Origin of the sequence: Streptomyces luomodiensis (assembly GCF_031679605.1) — a bacterium.
In the GTDB taxonomy this organism is placed as follows: domain Bacteria; phylum Actinomycetota; class Actinomycetes; order Streptomycetales; family Streptomycetaceae; genus Streptomyces; species Streptomyces luomodiensis.
Map to the genome: position 1 here is coordinate 325,874 of NZ_CP117522.1, position 16,594 is coordinate 342,467.

The 16,594-nt window shown below is 71.0% G+C and carries 16 protein-coding genes; 6 read left to right on the forward strand and 10 right to left on the reverse strand.

Annotated elements, in window-relative coordinates; all coding sequences use genetic code 11:
• Positions 1–40 precede the first annotated feature (40 nt).
• Positions 41–1,687: an alpha/beta hydrolase gene (locus PS467_RS01525; protein WP_311033582.1), complete on the reverse strand. Its 1,647-nt coding sequence runs from the start codon at positions 1,685–1,687 to the stop codon at positions 41–43.
• Between the two features lie 433 nt (positions 1,688–2,120).
• On the opposite strand from PS467_RS01525, the gene PS467_RS01530 reads away from it, so the two are divergent.
• Positions 2,121–3,014, forward strand: a complete 894-nt coding sequence (locus PS467_RS01530) for a serine hydrolase (protein WP_311033583.1) — start codon at positions 2,121–2,123, stop codon at positions 3,012–3,014.
• Between the two features lie 239 nt (positions 3,015–3,253).
• Here PS467_RS01530 and PS467_RS01535 read toward each other — a convergent pair whose 3' ends face one another.
• Positions 3,254–3,769 carry a hypothetical protein gene (locus PS467_RS01535; RefSeq protein ID WP_311033584.1) on the reverse strand — a complete coding sequence of 172 codons (516 nt, stop codon included), beginning with the start codon at positions 3,767–3,769 and terminating at the stop codon, positions 3,254–3,256.
• Between the two features lie 258 nt (positions 3,770–4,027).
• On the opposite strand from PS467_RS01535, the gene PS467_RS01540 reads away from it, so the two are divergent.
• Complete coding sequence (locus tag PS467_RS01540; protein ID WP_311033585.1) at positions 4,028–4,399, forward strand: OsmC family protein; 372 nt, start codon at positions 4,028–4,030, stop codon at positions 4,397–4,399.
• A gap of 126 nt (positions 4,400–4,525) precedes the next feature.
• On the opposite strand, the gene PS467_RS01545 is transcribed toward PS467_RS01540, so the two are convergent.
• Complete coding sequence (locus tag PS467_RS01545) at positions 4,526–4,825, reverse strand: hypothetical protein (RefSeq protein WP_311033586.1); 300 nt, start codon at positions 4,823–4,825, stop codon at positions 4,526–4,528.
• Entirely contained in the window at positions 4,822–5,106 is a 285-nt protein-coding gene (locus PS467_RS01550) for a hypothetical protein (protein WP_311033587.1), read from the reverse strand. Before PS467_RS01550 ends, PS467_RS01545 begins: the two co-directional genes overlap by 4 nt.
• 245 nt (positions 5,107–5,351) lie before the next feature.
• Here PS467_RS01550 and panD point away from each other — a divergent pair, with 245 nt between their 5' ends.
• Positions 5,352–5,774 (forward strand): aspartate 1-decarboxylase, encoded by a 423-nt coding sequence (gene panD, locus PS467_RS01555; protein WP_311033588.1) that lies wholly within the window; start codon positions 5,352–5,354, stop codon positions 5,772–5,774.
• A 169-nt stretch (positions 5,775–5,943) separates the two neighbouring features.
• On the opposite strand, the gene PS467_RS01560 is transcribed toward panD, so the two are convergent.
• The 3 genes from PS467_RS01560 to PS467_RS01570 form a co-directional block, all read right to left on the reverse strand.
• Positions 5,944–6,405: a MarR family winged helix-turn-helix transcriptional regulator gene (locus tag PS467_RS01560; RefSeq protein WP_311033589.1), complete on the reverse strand. Its 462-nt coding sequence runs from the start codon at positions 6,403–6,405 to the stop codon at positions 5,944–5,946.
• 14 nt (positions 6,406–6,419) lie between these two features.
• Entirely contained in the window at positions 6,420–7,493 is a 1,074-nt protein-coding gene (locus PS467_RS01565; protein ID WP_311033590.1) for an alkene reductase, read from the reverse strand.
• Between the two features lie 101 nt (positions 7,494–7,594).
• On the reverse strand, positions 7,595–8,509 hold the full coding sequence (locus tag PS467_RS01570; protein ID WP_311033591.1) for an NADP-dependent oxidoreductase: 915 nt from the start codon (positions 8,507–8,509) through the stop codon (positions 7,595–7,597).
• Between the two features lie 287 nt (positions 8,510–8,796).
• On the opposite strand from PS467_RS01570, the gene PS467_RS01575 reads away from it, so the two are divergent.
• Complete coding sequence (locus PS467_RS01575) at positions 8,797–10,038, forward strand: PP2C family protein-serine/threonine phosphatase (RefSeq protein WP_311033592.1); 1,242 nt, start codon at positions 8,797–8,799, stop codon at positions 10,036–10,038.
• 103 nt (positions 10,039–10,141) lie between these two features.
• Here PS467_RS01575 and PS467_RS01580 read toward each other — a convergent pair whose 3' ends face one another.
• A complete protein-coding gene (locus PS467_RS01580; RefSeq protein WP_311033593.1) occupies positions 10,142–11,182 on the reverse strand; it encodes a DMT family transporter in 1,041 nt (346 codons plus the stop codon).
• A 390-nt stretch (positions 11,183–11,572) separates the two neighbouring features.
• On the opposite strand from PS467_RS01580, the gene PS467_RS01585 reads away from it, so the two are divergent.
• Both PS467_RS01585 and PS467_RS01590 read left to right on the forward strand, forming a co-directional pair.
• The gene (locus tag PS467_RS01585) at positions 11,573–11,929 is read left to right on the forward strand and encodes a deoxyxylulose-5-phosphate synthase (protein ID WP_311033594.1); all 357 of its coding nucleotides are present in this window, start codon (positions 11,573–11,575) and stop codon (positions 11,927–11,929) included.
• 675 nt (positions 11,930–12,604) lie between these two features.
• Positions 12,605–14,611, forward strand: a complete 2,007-nt coding sequence (locus PS467_RS01590) for an ABC transporter ATP-binding protein (RefSeq protein ID WP_311033595.1) — start codon at positions 12,605–12,607, stop codon at positions 14,609–14,611.
• A gap of 19 nt (positions 14,612–14,630) precedes the next feature.
• Here PS467_RS01590 and PS467_RS01595 read toward each other — a convergent pair whose 3' ends face one another.
• Complete coding sequence (locus PS467_RS01595) at positions 14,631–15,560, reverse strand: alpha/beta hydrolase fold domain-containing protein (RefSeq protein ID WP_311033596.1); 930 nt, start codon at positions 15,558–15,560, stop codon at positions 14,631–14,633.
• The gene (locus PS467_RS01600) at positions 15,557–16,543 is read right to left on the reverse strand and encodes an amidohydrolase family protein (protein ID WP_311033597.1); all 987 of its coding nucleotides are present in this window, start codon (positions 16,541–16,543) and stop codon (positions 15,557–15,559) included. Before PS467_RS01600 ends, PS467_RS01595 begins: the two co-directional genes overlap by 4 nt.
• Positions 16,544–16,594: the final 51 nt, after the last annotated feature.

A 16,594-nucleotide genomic window follows, 5' to 3' on the forward strand; every position in this document is an offset into this window, starting at 1 on the left:
AACGCTTCCACCCCGACTCCCGCGCATCACGCCTCAGCGTTCAGAAGCGGTCCGGGGAACGCTGCGGGAGCGGGCTCCCGGAAGGTACGTCCTGCTTCCGGTCCTCCCCGGCGTCGGCGTTCGAGTCGGCCGTCGCCTGGCAGGTCATGTCCTTCGCGGGAAGCTTGCCGGTGGTCAGGTAGCCCGCCACCGTACCGTCCGTGCACGCGTTGCCGCTCGGGTAGACGCCGTGGCCCTCGCCGCCGCGGACCGTCAGCATCTTCGAGCCCTTCAGGTCGGCGTGCAGGGCCTGACCGCTGGGCAGCGGGGTCTGGGAGTCCCACTGGTTCTGCACGACCAGCGAGCCGACCTTGTTGTTCACGACGGTGGCCGGTTCAGCGGACTTGTCCCAGAACGCGCAGGGCTTGATGCTGGACGCGAAGTCGCCGAAGAGGGGATAGCGGTTCTTGTCCTCGATGGCGTCCCGCCGATAGCTCTCGGGGTCGCGGGACCAGGCGGCGGAGTTGTCGTTGCACACCACGGTCCAGAAGCTCGCGGTGCCGTTGTCGGCCGGTGTGTCGGAGTCAGCGGCCAGGCGCGCCGTTCCGGCCGGGGCCGGGAGCTTCTTCGCGGAGGCGGGCTCGCCGGCCGCGGCCTTCTTCAGCTCCACGACCAGTTCGGTGCCGTCCTGCACGCTGAAGACCGCGCCGCGCATCATGCTCCGGATGTCATCGCCGGTGTAGGTCTGCCCGTCCATCTCGATGGGCGTCTCGTCCGCCTGCTGGACCAGGTCCCAGAACGTCCGGTCGACCTTCTTCGGGGTGTCACCGAGGCCGTACTTCTCCGAACGCTCGGCGGCCCACTCGGTCCACCGGTCGAACGCGGGCTCGGCACCCTCCGCCCACCACTGGATCATCCCCCGCCAGGCGCGCGCCGGATCGACCGCGCTGTCCAGCACGAACCGGTCGGCCCGTTGCGGGAACAGCTGCGTGTAGACGGCGCCGAGGTAGGTCCCGTACGAGTAGCCGAGGTATGAGATCTTCTTCTCGCCGAGGATCGTCCGGAGCAGATCCATGTCACGCGCGGTGTTGCGCGTGGTGATGTGCTTGAGCGTGTCGCCCGACTTCTGGCGGCACTTGGCGGCCACGTCACGCGCCCAGGCGACGTCCTTGTCGAACGTCGCTTCCTGGTACGGCCGCAACCAGTTCTCCTCCTCCGGTTCCAGACCGCAGGTGACGGGCGTGCTCCGGCCCACTCCACGCGGGTCGAAGCCGATGAGGTCGTACTTCTGCCGGGTGGACTCGGGCAGCGCGTCCTTCATGTGCAACGGCATGTCGAGCCCCGGACCGCCGGGTCCGCCGGGGTTGGAGAGCAGGACACCGTGCCGCTGGTTGGGTGTGGTGCTCTTGATCCGGGATATGGCCATGTCGATCCGCTTGCCACCGGGAACCCGGTAGTCAAGCGGCACCTTGATCGTCGCGCACTGATACTCCGCCGGCAGGTCGTCCTGGCACCGCTGCCACTTCGGCTTCTGCTTGACGTACCGGTCCAGGGCGCTCGCGGTGGCGGACGAGGAGGCGGCGGACGTCGGGGCGGCCGCCTCAACCGTGTCGGCCGGGGCGGCGCTGGCCGTCGAGGTGGCGAGCACGGGCGCCAGCGTTGCCGTGACGCTGACGGCCAGCAGGGGCGCGAGACCTCGTCTACGCACGAAATCGTTCCTTCCGGTCACGTGTTGCGAACAGGAACGATCATTCAGGTGGCGTGCGTCGGGGAACATCGGCCGTGCGGCCCCAACTCCCCTCCGCCTTGAGAGTGATGGGGCGGCTCGTGCATGGTCCCCTGGTTGTAGCGGACGGGTGCGGGGCGCCCGGTACGCCGTCCCTCGTCAGCCACGGGAAACGGTCGGACGGTCGGCGGAGCCATGACCGACGTCAACTCCCTGGCCGCAGACCGGCTTTGTCCACCCCGGCGTGTCCGGACGTTGTGCGGATTGTGGAACCATCTTGTGAGACTCGGACACGTATCCGAACATCACTCGCCACTGGCTTGATATCCAGAGCCGGAGCACCGGGATGTCTTCGAGGCACAGCCAAAGCCCCCGCGTGACAAACCGCCCCCACGAACGAACGGACAAGCACACCATGGGCCGACACCGCCGAATATCCCCGTCTCCCCGTACCACCCTGGCGTCACGTGCGGCGCTGGCCGCGGGAGCGCTCGTGCCGACGATCGTCGCGGTGGGGTCGGCTCACGCAGCCACCCCGCAGGCGGCGATCTGCACCTCGGACGATCCGGAACTCGCCGACAAGCTCTCCCAAGACATCAACTCGGCACTGGACGGCTCCCCCGCCACGACCGCGATCAGCCTCCATGACCGCACCACGAACACCACCTGCACTCTGGATGCGGACCGCACGTTCGACTCCGCGAGCACGGTCAAGGTGACCGTGCTCGCCACACTGCTGTGGGACGCGCAGAAGGAGGATCGCGCCCTGACGCAGGAGGAGAAGGACCGCGCCACCGCCATGATCACACAGTCCGACAACGATGCCACCACCGCACTGTGGAAGCAGCTCGGGGCGGACAAGATCAGCGGGTTCCTGCAAGCCGCGGGAATGACCAACACCACCCTGGACAGCGAAGGTCACTGGGGACTCACCCAGATCACCGCGAACGACGAGGAGAAACTCCTCCACCTGGTCACCCACGCCAACCCGGTGCTCAGCGAGGACTCCCGCGCCTACATCCTGAAGCTGACGAGCGAGGTCATCCCCTCACAGCGTTGGGGAACCCCGGCCGGCGCGCCGAGCGACGCACAGGTGCATGTGAAGAACGGCTGGCTGGAGCGGGCCACGAACGGCTGGCGTGTGCACAGCCTCGGCGCTTTCACCGGCGGCGACCACGACTACACCATCACGGTGCTCTCGCAGGACAACGCCACGATGGACGACGGCATCGCCACCATCGAAGGCATCGCCCGCGCCGTCCACAAGAACCTCAACGCCCCCGCGTCCAGCGCTCACTCACCGGGATGAGCTGGGGCCTTGCCTTACGACCTGGAGCCCCGGCCACCGTCCCCGGTGGCGGAGAAGACAGACAGAGCGCTGGCCGTACTGATCATCATCGGCCCGTGCTCAGGCTGTACCACGGGGGTTCGGAGGGGCGGGACGGAGCGGAGCCGGCCAGCCGCGTTCGGCGGTGATGTCACGCAGGCAGGCCGCCCGGCACCGTGAGACCGGGCAACCCGGCCGGCGCGACGTTCGCCGTCGGCCGTTCACAGCCTGAAAACCACTCCACGCCAGATCCATCCCGCGCCGAGGACCGTGTCACGCAAAGGGTTCTTCATCTCCCGCGAGTCGAAGCCGAACGCCTGAATTCTTCGCCGACGGCCGTCGGGCCCCTGTTCACTGGTCCACCGCTTGGAGACCGTGGTCATCGGCCCACGGCCGTACGCGCCCGAGGTGGCGACTTTGGGCGTGGTCCCGACCCATGTCACCTCCCACTGCTCGTCGAGCGTGCGCACCTCGCGCTTCTGCGGGACCAGGCGCATCCGGATCCGAAACTGCCGGTCCAGCCCGTTTCGGACGAAGAAGGTCTGCCAGGTGGGCTCCCGGATCCGCCACTCCGCCACCAGGTCGGCCTTCTCCGCAGAGCGGGCGTCGCGCACGACGAACGGTACGTCCGGACCGTTGAGCGCGAGCAGCGCGGTCCGCAGATGCGTACTGGGCAGCGGCATGACCTCACTCCCGGGGTATCGGGTGCCGGTGTACTTGTCCCAGAAGCGGCCCATCGCTACGCCTCCACACCGGTAGCGGGGCGAACCGTGCGCGAGCACTTACGGACACCATCCACGACGAAGCCGAACTCGGTCGGCACAGGCAGTGTTGCAGGCATCTCACGCCCTCCTTCCACGGCAAGTACATCAGTATCAGGCAACGTTGCCCCTGTCCGTTCGGGTGTCGTTCCAGGATCTGGACCATGCTTCTCATGATGCGAGCTGCTCGTTACGATCCTGACGGTTCGGTTTCCGGTGAGGGAGGCACATGCGATGGTCGAAGCTGTGGCGCTTCCGGCGCCCTGGCAGGTCAGATTCCAGGCGGGCGGCAACGAAGGTCTCGCCGACACGCACAAAGGCGGCATCGGCGGTTCGGCGGGGATGCGACCGCACGAGCTGCTGGAGGCTTCCCTGGCCACGTGCATGACCATCTCGGCCCGGATGGCGCTGGCCGACCTCGGTGTCACCGTCGCCGAGGTGCGTGTGGAGGTACACCTGGAGCGTGAGGAGTCTGCAACGCGGTTCCGGTACAGGCTCCTGCTCGACCCGGAGCTTGAGGTTCACCGGCCCGCGGTCATGGAGCGCATCGCCTGTTCGCCAGTGCGCTCCACGCTGAGCAAGCCACTGGTCTTCGAGCCTGCCTGACAGCCGCCGGCATCGACTCCTGGTCAGGTGCGGGGAGGCCACGGTTTTATCGATCGCCACACGGTGTCCACGGGCAGTTGCCGGCGAGCCATGAAGCTCGGCGACCCCGAGGCGCCCAGGGCTCGGTCAGCGGAACCAGACCAGCACCGGGATACGGATCTCGCGTATGTCGCGGAGAGCGACGTACTCGAACACGACGGGCTCGCCGGGGATCTGGAGGCTGTACCGGGTACCGAGGTCGTCCATGTCGTCCATCGGGTCACCGGGCGGCCGCCGGTCACGGTCGATCGCGCCACCGACCTCCAGGGCCAACGCGCGCAGGAAGTTGACCACCTTCTTCGACAGGTCCGGTGGCATGTCAAGCACCGTCTGAGCCGGGATCTCCTCCGTCCAGACGGTCCAGCCGCGGCGCGGAGCGTCGCTCACCGAGCGGCCCCTTCGAGCTGGTCGGCGAGCTCGTCCACAGACACCAGGCGGCGGCCGGCAGCGGCGTTCGCACGGCTGTCCCCGGCACCAGGGGCGCGATCGAGCATCGCGGCCTTCCACCAGCTGCGCATGACGCCGGGAACGTCCTCCTCCTCGGCGGCCAGAACCTCGCTGTAGAAGCGGGCACGCTGCGCACCGCGCAAGGCGTCACCAATGGCATTGATCGTGTGCGGGATCGCCGTGACCTGGCGGTCAGTCGGGTGGTCCGGCTGTGCGCTCATCCCTCGTTCCCTTCGTTCCCTCGTCGCTCCGAGTCTGACGACCGGCGGCCGAACCGTCCAGACCCGCTCGGCACCTCCGATTCTCCCGTACCACACAGCCGGTCCCCGGCTGGTCCCCGGAGCGACGGCCGGGATGCCGCGGAACGCCCCGCCCACCCTCGGCAGCTCCGCCGGGCCGCGTCTACTCTGGATACGTCGGCGCGCACCCTGACAGGGACGCGACCTCTTCACCGAAGGGCAGTACCGTGCTGCGCACCATGTTCAAGTCCAAGATCCACCGGGCCACCGTGACCCAGGCCGATCTGCACTATGTGGGCTCCGTGACCGTTGACCGCGACCTGATGGACGCCGCCGACCTACTGCCCGGCGAACTGGTACATATCGTCGACATCACCAATGGCGCCCGGCTGGAGACGTATGTGATCGAGGGCGAGCGAGGCACTGGCGTGCTCGGCATCAACGGCGCCGCCGCCCATCTGGTGCACCCCGGTGACCTGGTCATCCTCATCAGCTACGCCCAGGTCGACGACGCGGAGGCCCGTACCCTGCGGCCTGCCGTCGTCCATGTCGACGCCGCCAACCGGATCACCGCGCTGGGCGACGACGCTGCCGAGCCCGCCCCCGGCACAGACACCGTCCGGCCTCCGCACGCGGCCGCGCACGCCTGAGCCATCGCCGCATCCGCCATCGCCGCATCCGCCGTCGGCATCCACAGCCGTGTCGCTCACACCCGGCCTGCGGTGCCACGGCCCTGCCGCCGTCGCCGACGATGTCGGCGACGGCCCGTTCGGCGTCGGACGTGGCGCTGCACCCGGGGGGCGCGCGATCAGTGAACCTTCAGTCCCTGACCGCGCCCTCGATCTTGTACGCGATGGCGATGAACGCCTCGACCTCGTCCGGTGTCAGGTTCGCCACCGAGTCCCGCTCCAAGGTCCGCCACATGGCCGCGATCGGCTGCCGCATGGCGCGGCCCTTGTCGGTGAGGTGGACGACCATCACCCGCCGGTCGTGCTCGGCCGGCTCGCGGGTGAGCAGGCCCGCTTCCTGCATGCGGCGCAGCGACTTGGAAACGGTGGAGTGGTCCAGCCCGACGCTTTCGAGGAGTTCGGACTGGGTCTGGCCGTCCTTGTCGAACAGCTGCATCAGCAGCAGTTCCTGTCCCGGGTGCAGACGCATCTCCCGGAGCATGGCGGCGGCCCTGCCGCGGTGCGCTCGGGAGAGCTGGAAGACCGCGTAGCTCAGCCGCCCCTCGCCGACCGCGCCTGGGGACTGCGGGATGGGGGAAGCGGAGTCGGTCACGGGTGGGTCCTCCTTCAGGACGCGAGCGTGGGGTAGTCGGTGTATCCGGCCGCGCCGCCGCCGTAGAACGTCGTCGGGTCGGGGGTGTTGAGGGGTGCCCCTGAGCGTATCCGCTCGACCAGGTCGGGGTTGGCCAGGGCCTGCGCGCCGACGGTGACGACGTCGGCACGGCCCTCGGCGATGTCCGCCGCGCGGGCGGCCAGGTCGGCACCGGCCCGGTTGACCAGCAGGGCGGTCGGCCACAGTGTCCGCAGGGTGTCCAGCAGTTCCTCGTCCCCGGCGTGGACGACGTGCAGGTAGGCGAGGTTGAGCGGGGCGAGCGCGCGGACCAGGGCGGGGTACAGCTCGTGGGTGTCGTCCTCCTCGATGTCGTTGTACGGGTTGGCGGGCGAGATCCTGATGCCGGTGCGGCCGGCGCCGATCTCCTCCGCCACCGCCGTGGCGACCTCCAGCGCGAAGCGGATGCGGCCCTCGACGGAGCCACCGTAGCGGTCGGTGCGGCGGTTGGCGTTGGTGGACAGGAACTGGTGCACGAGGTAGCCGCTGGCGCCGTGGATCTCGACACCGTCGGCGCCGGCCTCGACGGCGGCCGCGGCGGCGCGCCGGAAGTCCTCGACCGTCGCGGCGACCTCCCCGGTGGTCAGCTCGCGCGGCTGTGGCATCGACTGGGGTCCGGAGGCGGTGAACATGGTGCCCGCGGGGCGGATCGCGGACGGGGCCACCGGCTGCCGCCCGTGGGGGGTGTTGTCGGGGTGGGCGATCCGCCCGGTGTGCATGAGCTGGATGACGATCCGTCCGCCGGCCGCGTGCACGGCGTCGGTGACCTTGCGCCAGCCCGCGATCTGCTCCTCGGTGTGGATTCCGGGGGTCAGCAGATAGCCCTGTCCGTCGGCGGAGGGCTGGGTTCCTTCGGTGACGATGAGGGCGTGCGAGGCCCGCTGGGCGTAGTACTCGGCGTTCAGCCCGGTCGGGACGCCTTCCGGGGTGGAGCGGTCCCTGGTCATCGGGGCCATGGCCAGCCGGTGCGGCAGGGCGATGTCGCCGATGGCGGTCGGTGTCCACAGGGCGTCCAGTGGGGTGTCGGGCATGAGGATTCTCCTTGAGGGGCTGGTCGGGCGGGCAAGGCCACCCCTGCACGCAAGGTCTGGGTCCTGTCCGGCGGGCAAGGGCGGGGCGGCCGGGGCGGGTTTCAGGCGACAGTGAGGACGAGCTTGCCGCGGCCGTGGCCGGCGTCGCTGGTCCGCTGGGCCTCGGCGGCCTCGGCGAGCGGGTAGGTGGCACCGACCGTGGTCACCAGCCGGCCGGTGGCGGCCTGGCGGGCGAGTTCGGCCAGCCGGGTGGCCGACTTGCGCTGGGGGCCCTCGGCGAAGACGACGCCCAGTTCTCCGGCGCGGAAGTCGGCGGTGGTGACGATCCGGTCGGTGCCGCCGCGCAGGGTGATGGAGTCCTCCAGGGCACCCTTGCCGGCGGCGTCGAGGACGGCGTCCACACCGTCGGGGGCGAGGGCGCGGACCCGCTCGACCAGGCCCTCGCCGTAGGTCGTGGCAGTGGCGCCGAGAGAGGTGAGGTACTCCTGGTTGCCGGGGCCGGCGGTGCCGATGACGCGTGCGCCGCGGGCGGTGGCCAGCTGGACGGCGATGGTGCCGAGGGCCCCGGCCGCGCCGTGGATCAGCAGGGTCTCCCCGGCCTTGACGTCCAAGAGGTCCAGGACGCGGTCGGCGGCGTCGCTCGCGACCGGCAGCGCGACCGCGTGCGTCCAGTCCAGCCCGGCGGGCTTGGGCGCTATGGCGGCGGGGGTGGTCAGGGCGTACTCGGCGTAGGCGCCGGTGTCGGACCAGCCGAGCACCTCGTCCCCCACCTTCACCTGGTCGACGCCCTCACCCAGGGCGTCGACGACGCCGGCGATCTCACTGCCGGGGGTCGCGGGCAGCGGGACGGGGAAGATGGCCGCCATGCTCCCGGAGCGGATCTTGCCGTCCACCGGGTTGACCCCGACCGCCTTGATCCGGACGCGGACCTGGCCGGGACCGGGCTCGGGGATCCCGGTCTCGGCCTCATGCAGGACCTCGGTGCCGCCGAAGCGGTCGAAAACAATGGCCTTCATGGCAACTCCTTGAGTGGAACCTGGGTCGACGCGCCACTTATGTGGCCGACCACGTAAACGTAGCACCGGATTGCGTGGCTAGCCAAGTAATTGGATGTGATCCGCTGCGGAGCGGGCCGACCGGGGGTTTCCCGCGCTGCTGTACGGCTTCGGCACACCGGTCGAGAACGCCGCCAGTCGGTCGTTCGAGTACGCGGCGCCTCCGGCGGGCCGACAGGCCACCGCTCAAGGCCGGTCACATGGTCGAGAATCGGTAAGGAGACAGGGGGACCGGACAGGAGCCCATCGTGACCACACCGCGGATCGACTACCAGGCAGTGTTCGCCGTGACGCCCAGCCCCTACCTGCTGCTGACCCCCGACCTGATGATCGTCGCGGCCAATGAGGCGTATCTGCGGGCCACGGGCCGGACCAGGGAGGAGCTGATCGGCCAGTACCTCTTCGCTGTCCACCCCGACAATCCGGCAGACCCGCATGCCGACGGGGTGCGCAATCTGGACGCCTCCCTGCAGCGCGTTCTGCAATCGAAGAGACCGGACACGATGGCGGTGCAGAAGTACGACATCCCTGTCTCCGGCCGCCCGGGAGTGTTCCGGGCGAAGTGGTGGTCGCCCATCAACACCCCCGTCCTCGGACCTGACGGAGAGGTGCGGTGGATCATCCACCGGGTTGAGGACATGACCGAGTTCGTACTGACCCGCCCTTCTCGCCCACGGCCGGAGGGCCCAGCCGGGGAGCGCGAGGCGATGGAGGCCGAACTGTATACGCGGATGCGGGAACTCCAGCGCCTCAACGAGGAACTCCGCGAAGCCCACGACCGGGAGCGCCGCACGGCCCTCACCCTCCAAGAGGCCATGCTGCACTCCCCCGACCTGGCCGAACACCGAGAGATCGCCGTGCGCTACATGCCCGCCGCCCGATCACTCAACATCTGCGGCGACTGGTACGACGTGGTGGACCTCTCCAAGGACACCTACACCGTCGCGGTCGGCGACGTGGTCGGCCACGGACTGGAGGCCGCCACCATCATGGGCATGCTCCGCAGCGCCCTGTCCGCCGCCGTCCGCGCCATTTACGAGCCCGGCAGAGCGATGGACGTCCTCAGCCGCTACGCCAGCGCCTTCGAGGGGGCACTGGCCACGACCGCGGTCAAGGCCGTGATCGACACCCGTCATCAGCACATCACCTACACCAGCGCCGGCCATCCGCCGCCCGTCCTGTCCCGGTCGGACGGCACCGTCGTCCTGCTCGACCAGGCCACCGACCCTCCGCTGGGCGTTTTCACCGGCCACGACCAGCGTCCTCAGGCCACGGTGTCCTACACCCCGGGCGACACGCTGGTGCTCTACACCGACGGACTCATCGAACGCCGCGGCGAGGACATCGACGCCGGTCTGCACCGCCTCACCGACGCCCTCGCCCGCCACACCTGCCTCAGCCCCGACCAACTGGCCGACACCCTGCTCACCCGCCTCGGCGTGGCCAACGGCGGACGCGACGACATCGCCTTGATCATCGTCCGGCTGTGACCCCGCGGACGCGCACGCCGGCGTTTCGCTGTCCGGTCCGCCGTCGCGCGGCCCCGTGCCGTCGGACACGCGGCGATGGCGACGCACGGCGGATCACCGTCAGCTACCTGCCGGTCGGTCCGCCGCTCGCCGACGGCACCCCGTGATGGTCGCCGGACCTTCCGGCCTCGCTCAGGCGGGGTCCGCGGCCGGTGTCCGGATGGAGAGCGAGACCTTCGGGCGGCTGGACCTGTTCAGCCGTACCCCGCCCGGAACGGCCGCGAGGTGCCTGGGGCAGGCAGGTGGTGATCACTCCGGCGGAGATCAGTGCGCAACCGGCCCACGCCGAGGGCGAGAGGTGCTCGTGGAGGAGGAGCACACCGATCAGGGCCGCGGCCAGGGGTTCGGCGAGGCTGAGCGTCCCGGCCGTGGTCGCCCGCACCCGGCTGAGACCTGCGGTGAACAGCCAGTACGCGGCGGCGGTGGTGGCTATACCCAGCCAGGCGATCAAGGCGAGGGTGGCCTCGTCGCGCAGCGGGGCGGCATCCTCGACCAGCCAGGGCAGCAGGGGCAGGGAGCCCACCAGCAAAGAGAGCGCGGAGAGCGTGGGCAGGTGGGTGGCGGGAGCGACGACGGCCAGCTTCTTGGCGAACACGGTGTACAGGCCGTAGCAGGTACCGGCGGCCACGGCCAGGAACAGGCCGAGCGGATCCACGTGGGCGCTTCCCGGTGCCAGCAGGAGAGCGCAGCCGGCGACGGCCGCGACCGTGCTGACCAGCCAGGCGGTGCCCATCCGTTCACCGGTGACCCACCGGGCACACAGGCCGGTCGCCGCAGGGGCAGTGCCCAGGGCGATCACCGTGGCCAGAGCCGCGCCGGTCCGCGCCACCGAGGACAGGAAAGCCGCTTGATAGATGCCCGTCGAGAACGCGCAGATCAGCAGCGGGCTCAAGACCGTACGCGCGGCGAGAGCCCGCACCATTTTCGGGCGCACGGTGAACGCCCCCAGGACCAGCCCACCCGTGAGCAGCCGCCACCCGCCGAGGGCCGCCGGCGTCATGGAGCTGGACGCCAGCACTTGGGCGGGGCCGACAGTGCCCCACAGCACCGCCGCCGCCAGCACCAGACTCGCGCCGAATGCGGGGGCGTTCGTTCGTGTACTCATGACGAGCGAGACTAAGCAGAAGTCCGAGACAGCACACTGCTGGGCGCATGTCGTTCGGCGAAAGGCGAATTTCATAGAACGTGATGCGCCGGGCCGGGTCCTTCTGCGCGAACCGCGGAACGATGCACGGCAGACGACGCGGCCGTCATGGGGTTCGGTGAGCGGGGGCAGCGTCTGGAGCCGGGCGAGTGCCCGACGGTGGACGGCCACGGCGGCGCTCAGGACCGTCCGCTGCCCTCGGCAGTGCGGCGCCGGCTGTTACCGCGACCGGCCTCGAGCCACCCGGCGTTCTCGGCGCAGGCCGGAGGCCAGGGCCGCGGCACAACGCGGCACGCCGCGCCTGCGGAAATCCTGTCGCTCCCCGGTGCGCGTGGCATTTGGCCTGAGCGCATGCCTCCCGCGAAGACCTCGTACGTGTGCCTGCCGTGCCGGGCCTCGTACAAGCAGCCCTACCTCGGTGACCACGCCCGGCTCTGCCCGCGCTGCGCGAAGCCGATGATCCACGTGGGGTCCGCCTTCGCCGCCCCGCGCCGACGGGACACGCAGGGATGGAGGGTACTTTCCGTGCTGCTCCACGCAGGCGTGCGATTCCACAAGAGCTGCTGTGGAGGTCCCGGCTACCGCCCACGCACCCTGCACGAGGTACGCGAACGGATGAGGTACGCCCGGACTACCGGGGAGCCGTTCGCCCAGGCGCTCGTCCGCCGTGAGCTTCATATGCGGCGAGACCGGTCACCGCGGAGTTGAGCACGGTGCGAACGGGGCCGCGCCCGCCCGCCGTCCGCACCTCCCCTCCAGGGCCGTCGACGGCTTCGCTCTGTCCCAGCGTGGCCTCAGCGCGGTATCTCTTCCCGCAGGTCATGGGGTGGGACATCCCATTTTTGCCCCGGACCGGCCGTCTTCCGGTGCGGTAGGGGGCCCAACCAGCGAAACTCATTGCTGCGAGCGGGGCCGGCACCACCGGCCTCGCTCCTGACGGGGCCCGGGAGGGCCTGGCCGACGCCCCACGGGGGTGGGTATCGGCCGGGCCCGACCGCCCGGTAAGCCGCCTGCGCGATGAGCGAGTCGAGGGCGGCCTGTTCGCACGACGCCGCGCTGGCGGCTCCGCCTCCGTCGGTCAGGGCCACCTTGCCCGAAGACGGCGCCCGATGACCGCGCATCGCCGCCAGAACCTCGGCGAGAGGTGCCAAGCCACGTATTCGATGCCGAACGATGTGCTCCGGCCTCCTCCGGGCGGGCCATCGGCGTTTCGGCCAACCAGTCCGCGCGGTGCGCTCTTGCGGGACAAGGGTCCATGCATCCGACACCTTCCGCCATCCGCACAGCGCCGGGTTTCACAGACCGGCCGAAAGACAGGTGTTCGAAAGGTGGGCGGCGTCGTTGAACCCGGCGACACCGCCACACCGTCGGGAGGGAGCCACGTTGACAACGGCCGGACCACGCCGCGATACGCCGCAGAACGCGAAAACCACCACAGTCGAGGACGGGATCTCCAACGCGGAGCGCGAGCTCTACGGGGGCAGACTCCGCTACGACCAGTCCTATGTGCGCCACGAGGGCCCGCTGACCCGGCTCTCGTTCGGGCACATGGCCGCCGCGCTGCCGCGCATGGCGGGCATGGTGCTGCGCACCGGCTGGCGGACGGACCCACGGGCCCTGGCCGGCGTCGTCGCGGCCCAGATCGGGCAGGGGGTGACGGCCGCGTGGGGGCTGGTCGCGGTGAACTCCATGCTCACCCGGCTGTTCGCGAACGGTCCGACCGCGGACAAGCTCCGCGACGCCCTGCCGGCGCTGACGGTGCTGGCCGTCACCGCGGTGGGCGCGGCGCTGCTGGCGGCGTGGTCGACGGCGATGTCGGGCCGGCTGGAGCCCCAGGTGGAACGGGCCGTCTCCGCGCGGTACTACGAGGCCGTCACCCGTGTCGAGGTGGAGGCGACCGAGCGGCCGGAGATCCAGCGCGTCCTGGAGGCGGGCAGGTTCGGCACCGACTCCGCCCGCAGCATGCTCCGCCTGTCGGTGGGAGTGGGCAATGTGCTCATCGGCATGGTGGCGGCCGCGGTCGTCCTGGCGTCGCTGCACTGGACCCTCCTGCCGATGCTGCTGGCGATCGCGCTGCCCAAGGGGTGGGGCGCGGTGCGTTCCGCGCGCCGCGAGTACGTGTCACGGCTGGCCTGGGTCGACCACCGGCGGGCGATCGTCTCGCTGCTGTCGTATCTGACCCGCCCGCATGCGGCCGGAGAGATCCGCGTGCACGCGGCCGGGAGCAAGCTGCTGTCGAGCTACCAGGAGATGTCCAGGCAGACGGAGGCCGAGCAGCGGCGGCTGGCCCGTGCGCAGGCCTCCACGGACCTGGTCGCCGGTGGCTTCGCGGGTCTGGCGTCGCTGGCCTGCTACGGGGTCCTGTGGTGGCTGCTGGCGAGCGGTGGGCTGCCGCTCGCCGTCGGCGGCACCGCGGTCATCGCCATCCGTAACTCGACCGCACGGCTCACCTCCCTCGTCCAGCAGGTCAACCGCCTCTACGAGGAACTGCTGTTCCTCACGGACACGGAGACCGCCATCGAGCTGGCCACCGAGCACGCCATCCCGTCCGCCGGGGCCCCGCTGCCCTCGTCCGTGCGCGCGGTGCGGGTGGCGGACGTGTCGTTCACCTACCCGGGGGCGGCCTCCCCGTCGCTGACGGGGGTGAGCCTGTCGGTCCACCGGGGCGAGGTGACGGCCCTGGTGGGCGCGAACGGTTCCGGGAAGACCACCCTGACCAAGGTGCTCGCCGGGCTGCTGGTCCCCGGCGAGGGGGAGGTGTGGTGGGAGGGTGAGGACGGCAACCGGGTCGAGCTGCGGGAGGCCGACCGGGCCCAGGTCTTCCACGCGGTCGGGATGCTGGCGCAGGACTTCCCGCGCTGGGAGATGACGGCCGCCGCGAACGTGGCCATCGGCGCCGGCGACCGTCCCCGGGACATGGACCGCGTCAAGGACGCCGCACGGGCCGCCGATGTGCTGGGGCTGCTCGAAGGACTGCCGCACGGCTTCGACTCGATCGTCTTCAAGGGCTATGAGCGCGGTGTCCAGCTTTCGGGCGGGCAGTGGCAGAAGCTCGGCACCGCGCGCAGCCTGTATCGTGGCGCGCCGTTCCTGTTCGTCGACGAGCCGACGTCGGCGCTCGATCCGCATGCGGAGATCGCGGCGTTCGAAGGACTGCGGTCGCTCGCCCGGGAGGGGTGTGCGGTCGTGCTGGTCACCCACAGGCTCGCGGCGACCGCGACGGCCGACCGCATCTACGTCCTCGAGCAGGGGCGTGTCGTCGAAGAGGGCACCCATGAAGAGCTGATGGCGCGCGAGGACGGACTCTACCGGGGGATGTTCACCGCCCAGGCCGCGCAGTACGGGCACACCGTCCCGTCGGCGGGCACACTGCCGGCCCCACGGGGATGACCGGCACACGCTGCTCGGCTCAGGCTTCCGCCACGTCCGTACGGCGCCGGGCGAAGTCCACGGTGCGGGCGTAGCAGCCCGTCACCTCCTCGTCGGCCAGGCCCGCCCAGAGGTGGTTGCCGCCGGTGACCAGGTGCAGGTCCGGGTGGTGCCCGGCCGCCCGCAGGGCCTCGGCGAGACGGACGGACTGCCGGGCGGGCACCAGGGCGTCGTCGGTGCCGTGCTGGATGAGGAACGGCGGCGCGTGCGTGCTCACATGGGTGACCGGGCTGGCGTCGCGCGCCGCCTCGGGTCTGTCCGCCGGGGCCCCGCCGAGCAGCATGGCCTCGAAGGAGGCCGGGTCGTGCGGGTCGTAGGCGCCCGGCGGCCGGTCCTCGGCGAGTCCCGGCAGGTCGGTGGGGGCGTACCAGGTGACGCAGCCGGTGATGGTGGCGGTGTCGGTACGGGTGTGCCCGGTCAGTGCGGTCAGAGCGGCGAGGTGTCCCCCGGCGGACTCGCCCCACAGTACGGTCCGCGCGGTGTCGAGGCCGAGGCCGGCGGCGCGGGTGTGGAGCCAGGCCAGTGCGGCGGCCAGGTCGTCGGCCTGGGCGGGGTACGGCGCCTCGCCGCTGAGGCGGTAGTCGGGGCAGGCCACGGCGAACCCGGCCTGGGCCAACCGGGCGAAGGGGCCCGGCCGCCAGTGGCGGAAGCGCGGGCCGAGATCGTCCCGCAGGCCCGTGCGCCAGGCACCGCCGTGGACGAACACGACGACGGGCACGCATCCGGTGGCGTCCTCGGGCAGCCACAGGTCGACGGTCAGCGGGCGGCTGCCGTCCGGTATCGCGTAGACGGCGCCGCGCAGGAGCCGCACGCCCGCGGCGGGGGCAGCCGGCGGGGGCAGGGGCAGGGCCGCCGGGTCGGGCGGTGCCAGCAGGTGCGGTGGGAGCGGCGTGGGACCGCGGTCGGTCACGAGGGGGACTCCGTGGATCGGCGGGGAGTGCGGGGCAGGACGCGGCGGGCGTTGGCGGTGGTCAGCGCCCGCCAGCTCACGGCGCCTTCGGGTGCCGGAGCGGAGTCCAGGCCCGCGATGTGGGCCTGGACCGCGGCGGCTGGGGTCCAGCAGTGGTCGCTGCCGTACAGGAGCCGGTCGGTGCCCGCCAGTCCCAGCAGGGCGGGGAGCTGGCGGGGCAGGGCGGGTCCGGCGAGGTCGTAGTAGAGCCGGCCGAGCTGTTCGACGGCGGTGGGCGACTCCGGGCGCGGCGGCATGAACATGTTCATGAATCCGTCGATGCGGTCGGCCAGGACCGGCAGGGCGCCACCGCAGTGCGGCACGATCACGGTGAGGTCGCGGTGGCGCTCCAGGGTGCCCGCCATGAGCAGGTCGGTGACGCTGCGGGCGGTGTCGAAGATGAACTCGATCATCGGCCGGGGGCGCCCGAGGGCGGACCGCTCCCAGCACACCGGGGACGTCGGGTGCAGGAAAACCACCGCGCCGCGCCGGTCGAGCTCGGCCCACACCGGCTCCAGGTCCCCGTTGCCGAGGTAGTTGCCGTGGGTGTTGGTCTCCAGGATCACGCCGTCGGCGTTCAGGTCGTCGTAGGCGTAGGCGATCTCCTCCAGGGCGCCGTCGACGTCCGGCAGGGGCAACGAGGCGAACAGGCCGAAACGGCCCGGGTGCTCGCGTACGGTCTCGGCGCCTGCCTCGTTGACCTCACGGGCCAGGCGGCGGGCGGCGGTGTCGTCGCCGAAGTGGATGCCCGGGGAGGAGATCGAGAGCATCGCGGTCTCGATGGCGCAGCGGTCCATCAGCTCCAGGTGGGCGGTGGCCGACCAGGTGGGCCAGGCGGGGACGCCGTCGGGAAGTTCGTGCCCGGCGGCGCGCGCCTGGCGGACGTAGGAGTCGGTGACGAAGTGGGCGTGGACGTCGAGGTATCCAGGGGTGTCGCAGGACATGGGCCCTTCCGGTGTCTTCGGCGGACGGTGCGGGGGGGCGGTGCGGGCGAC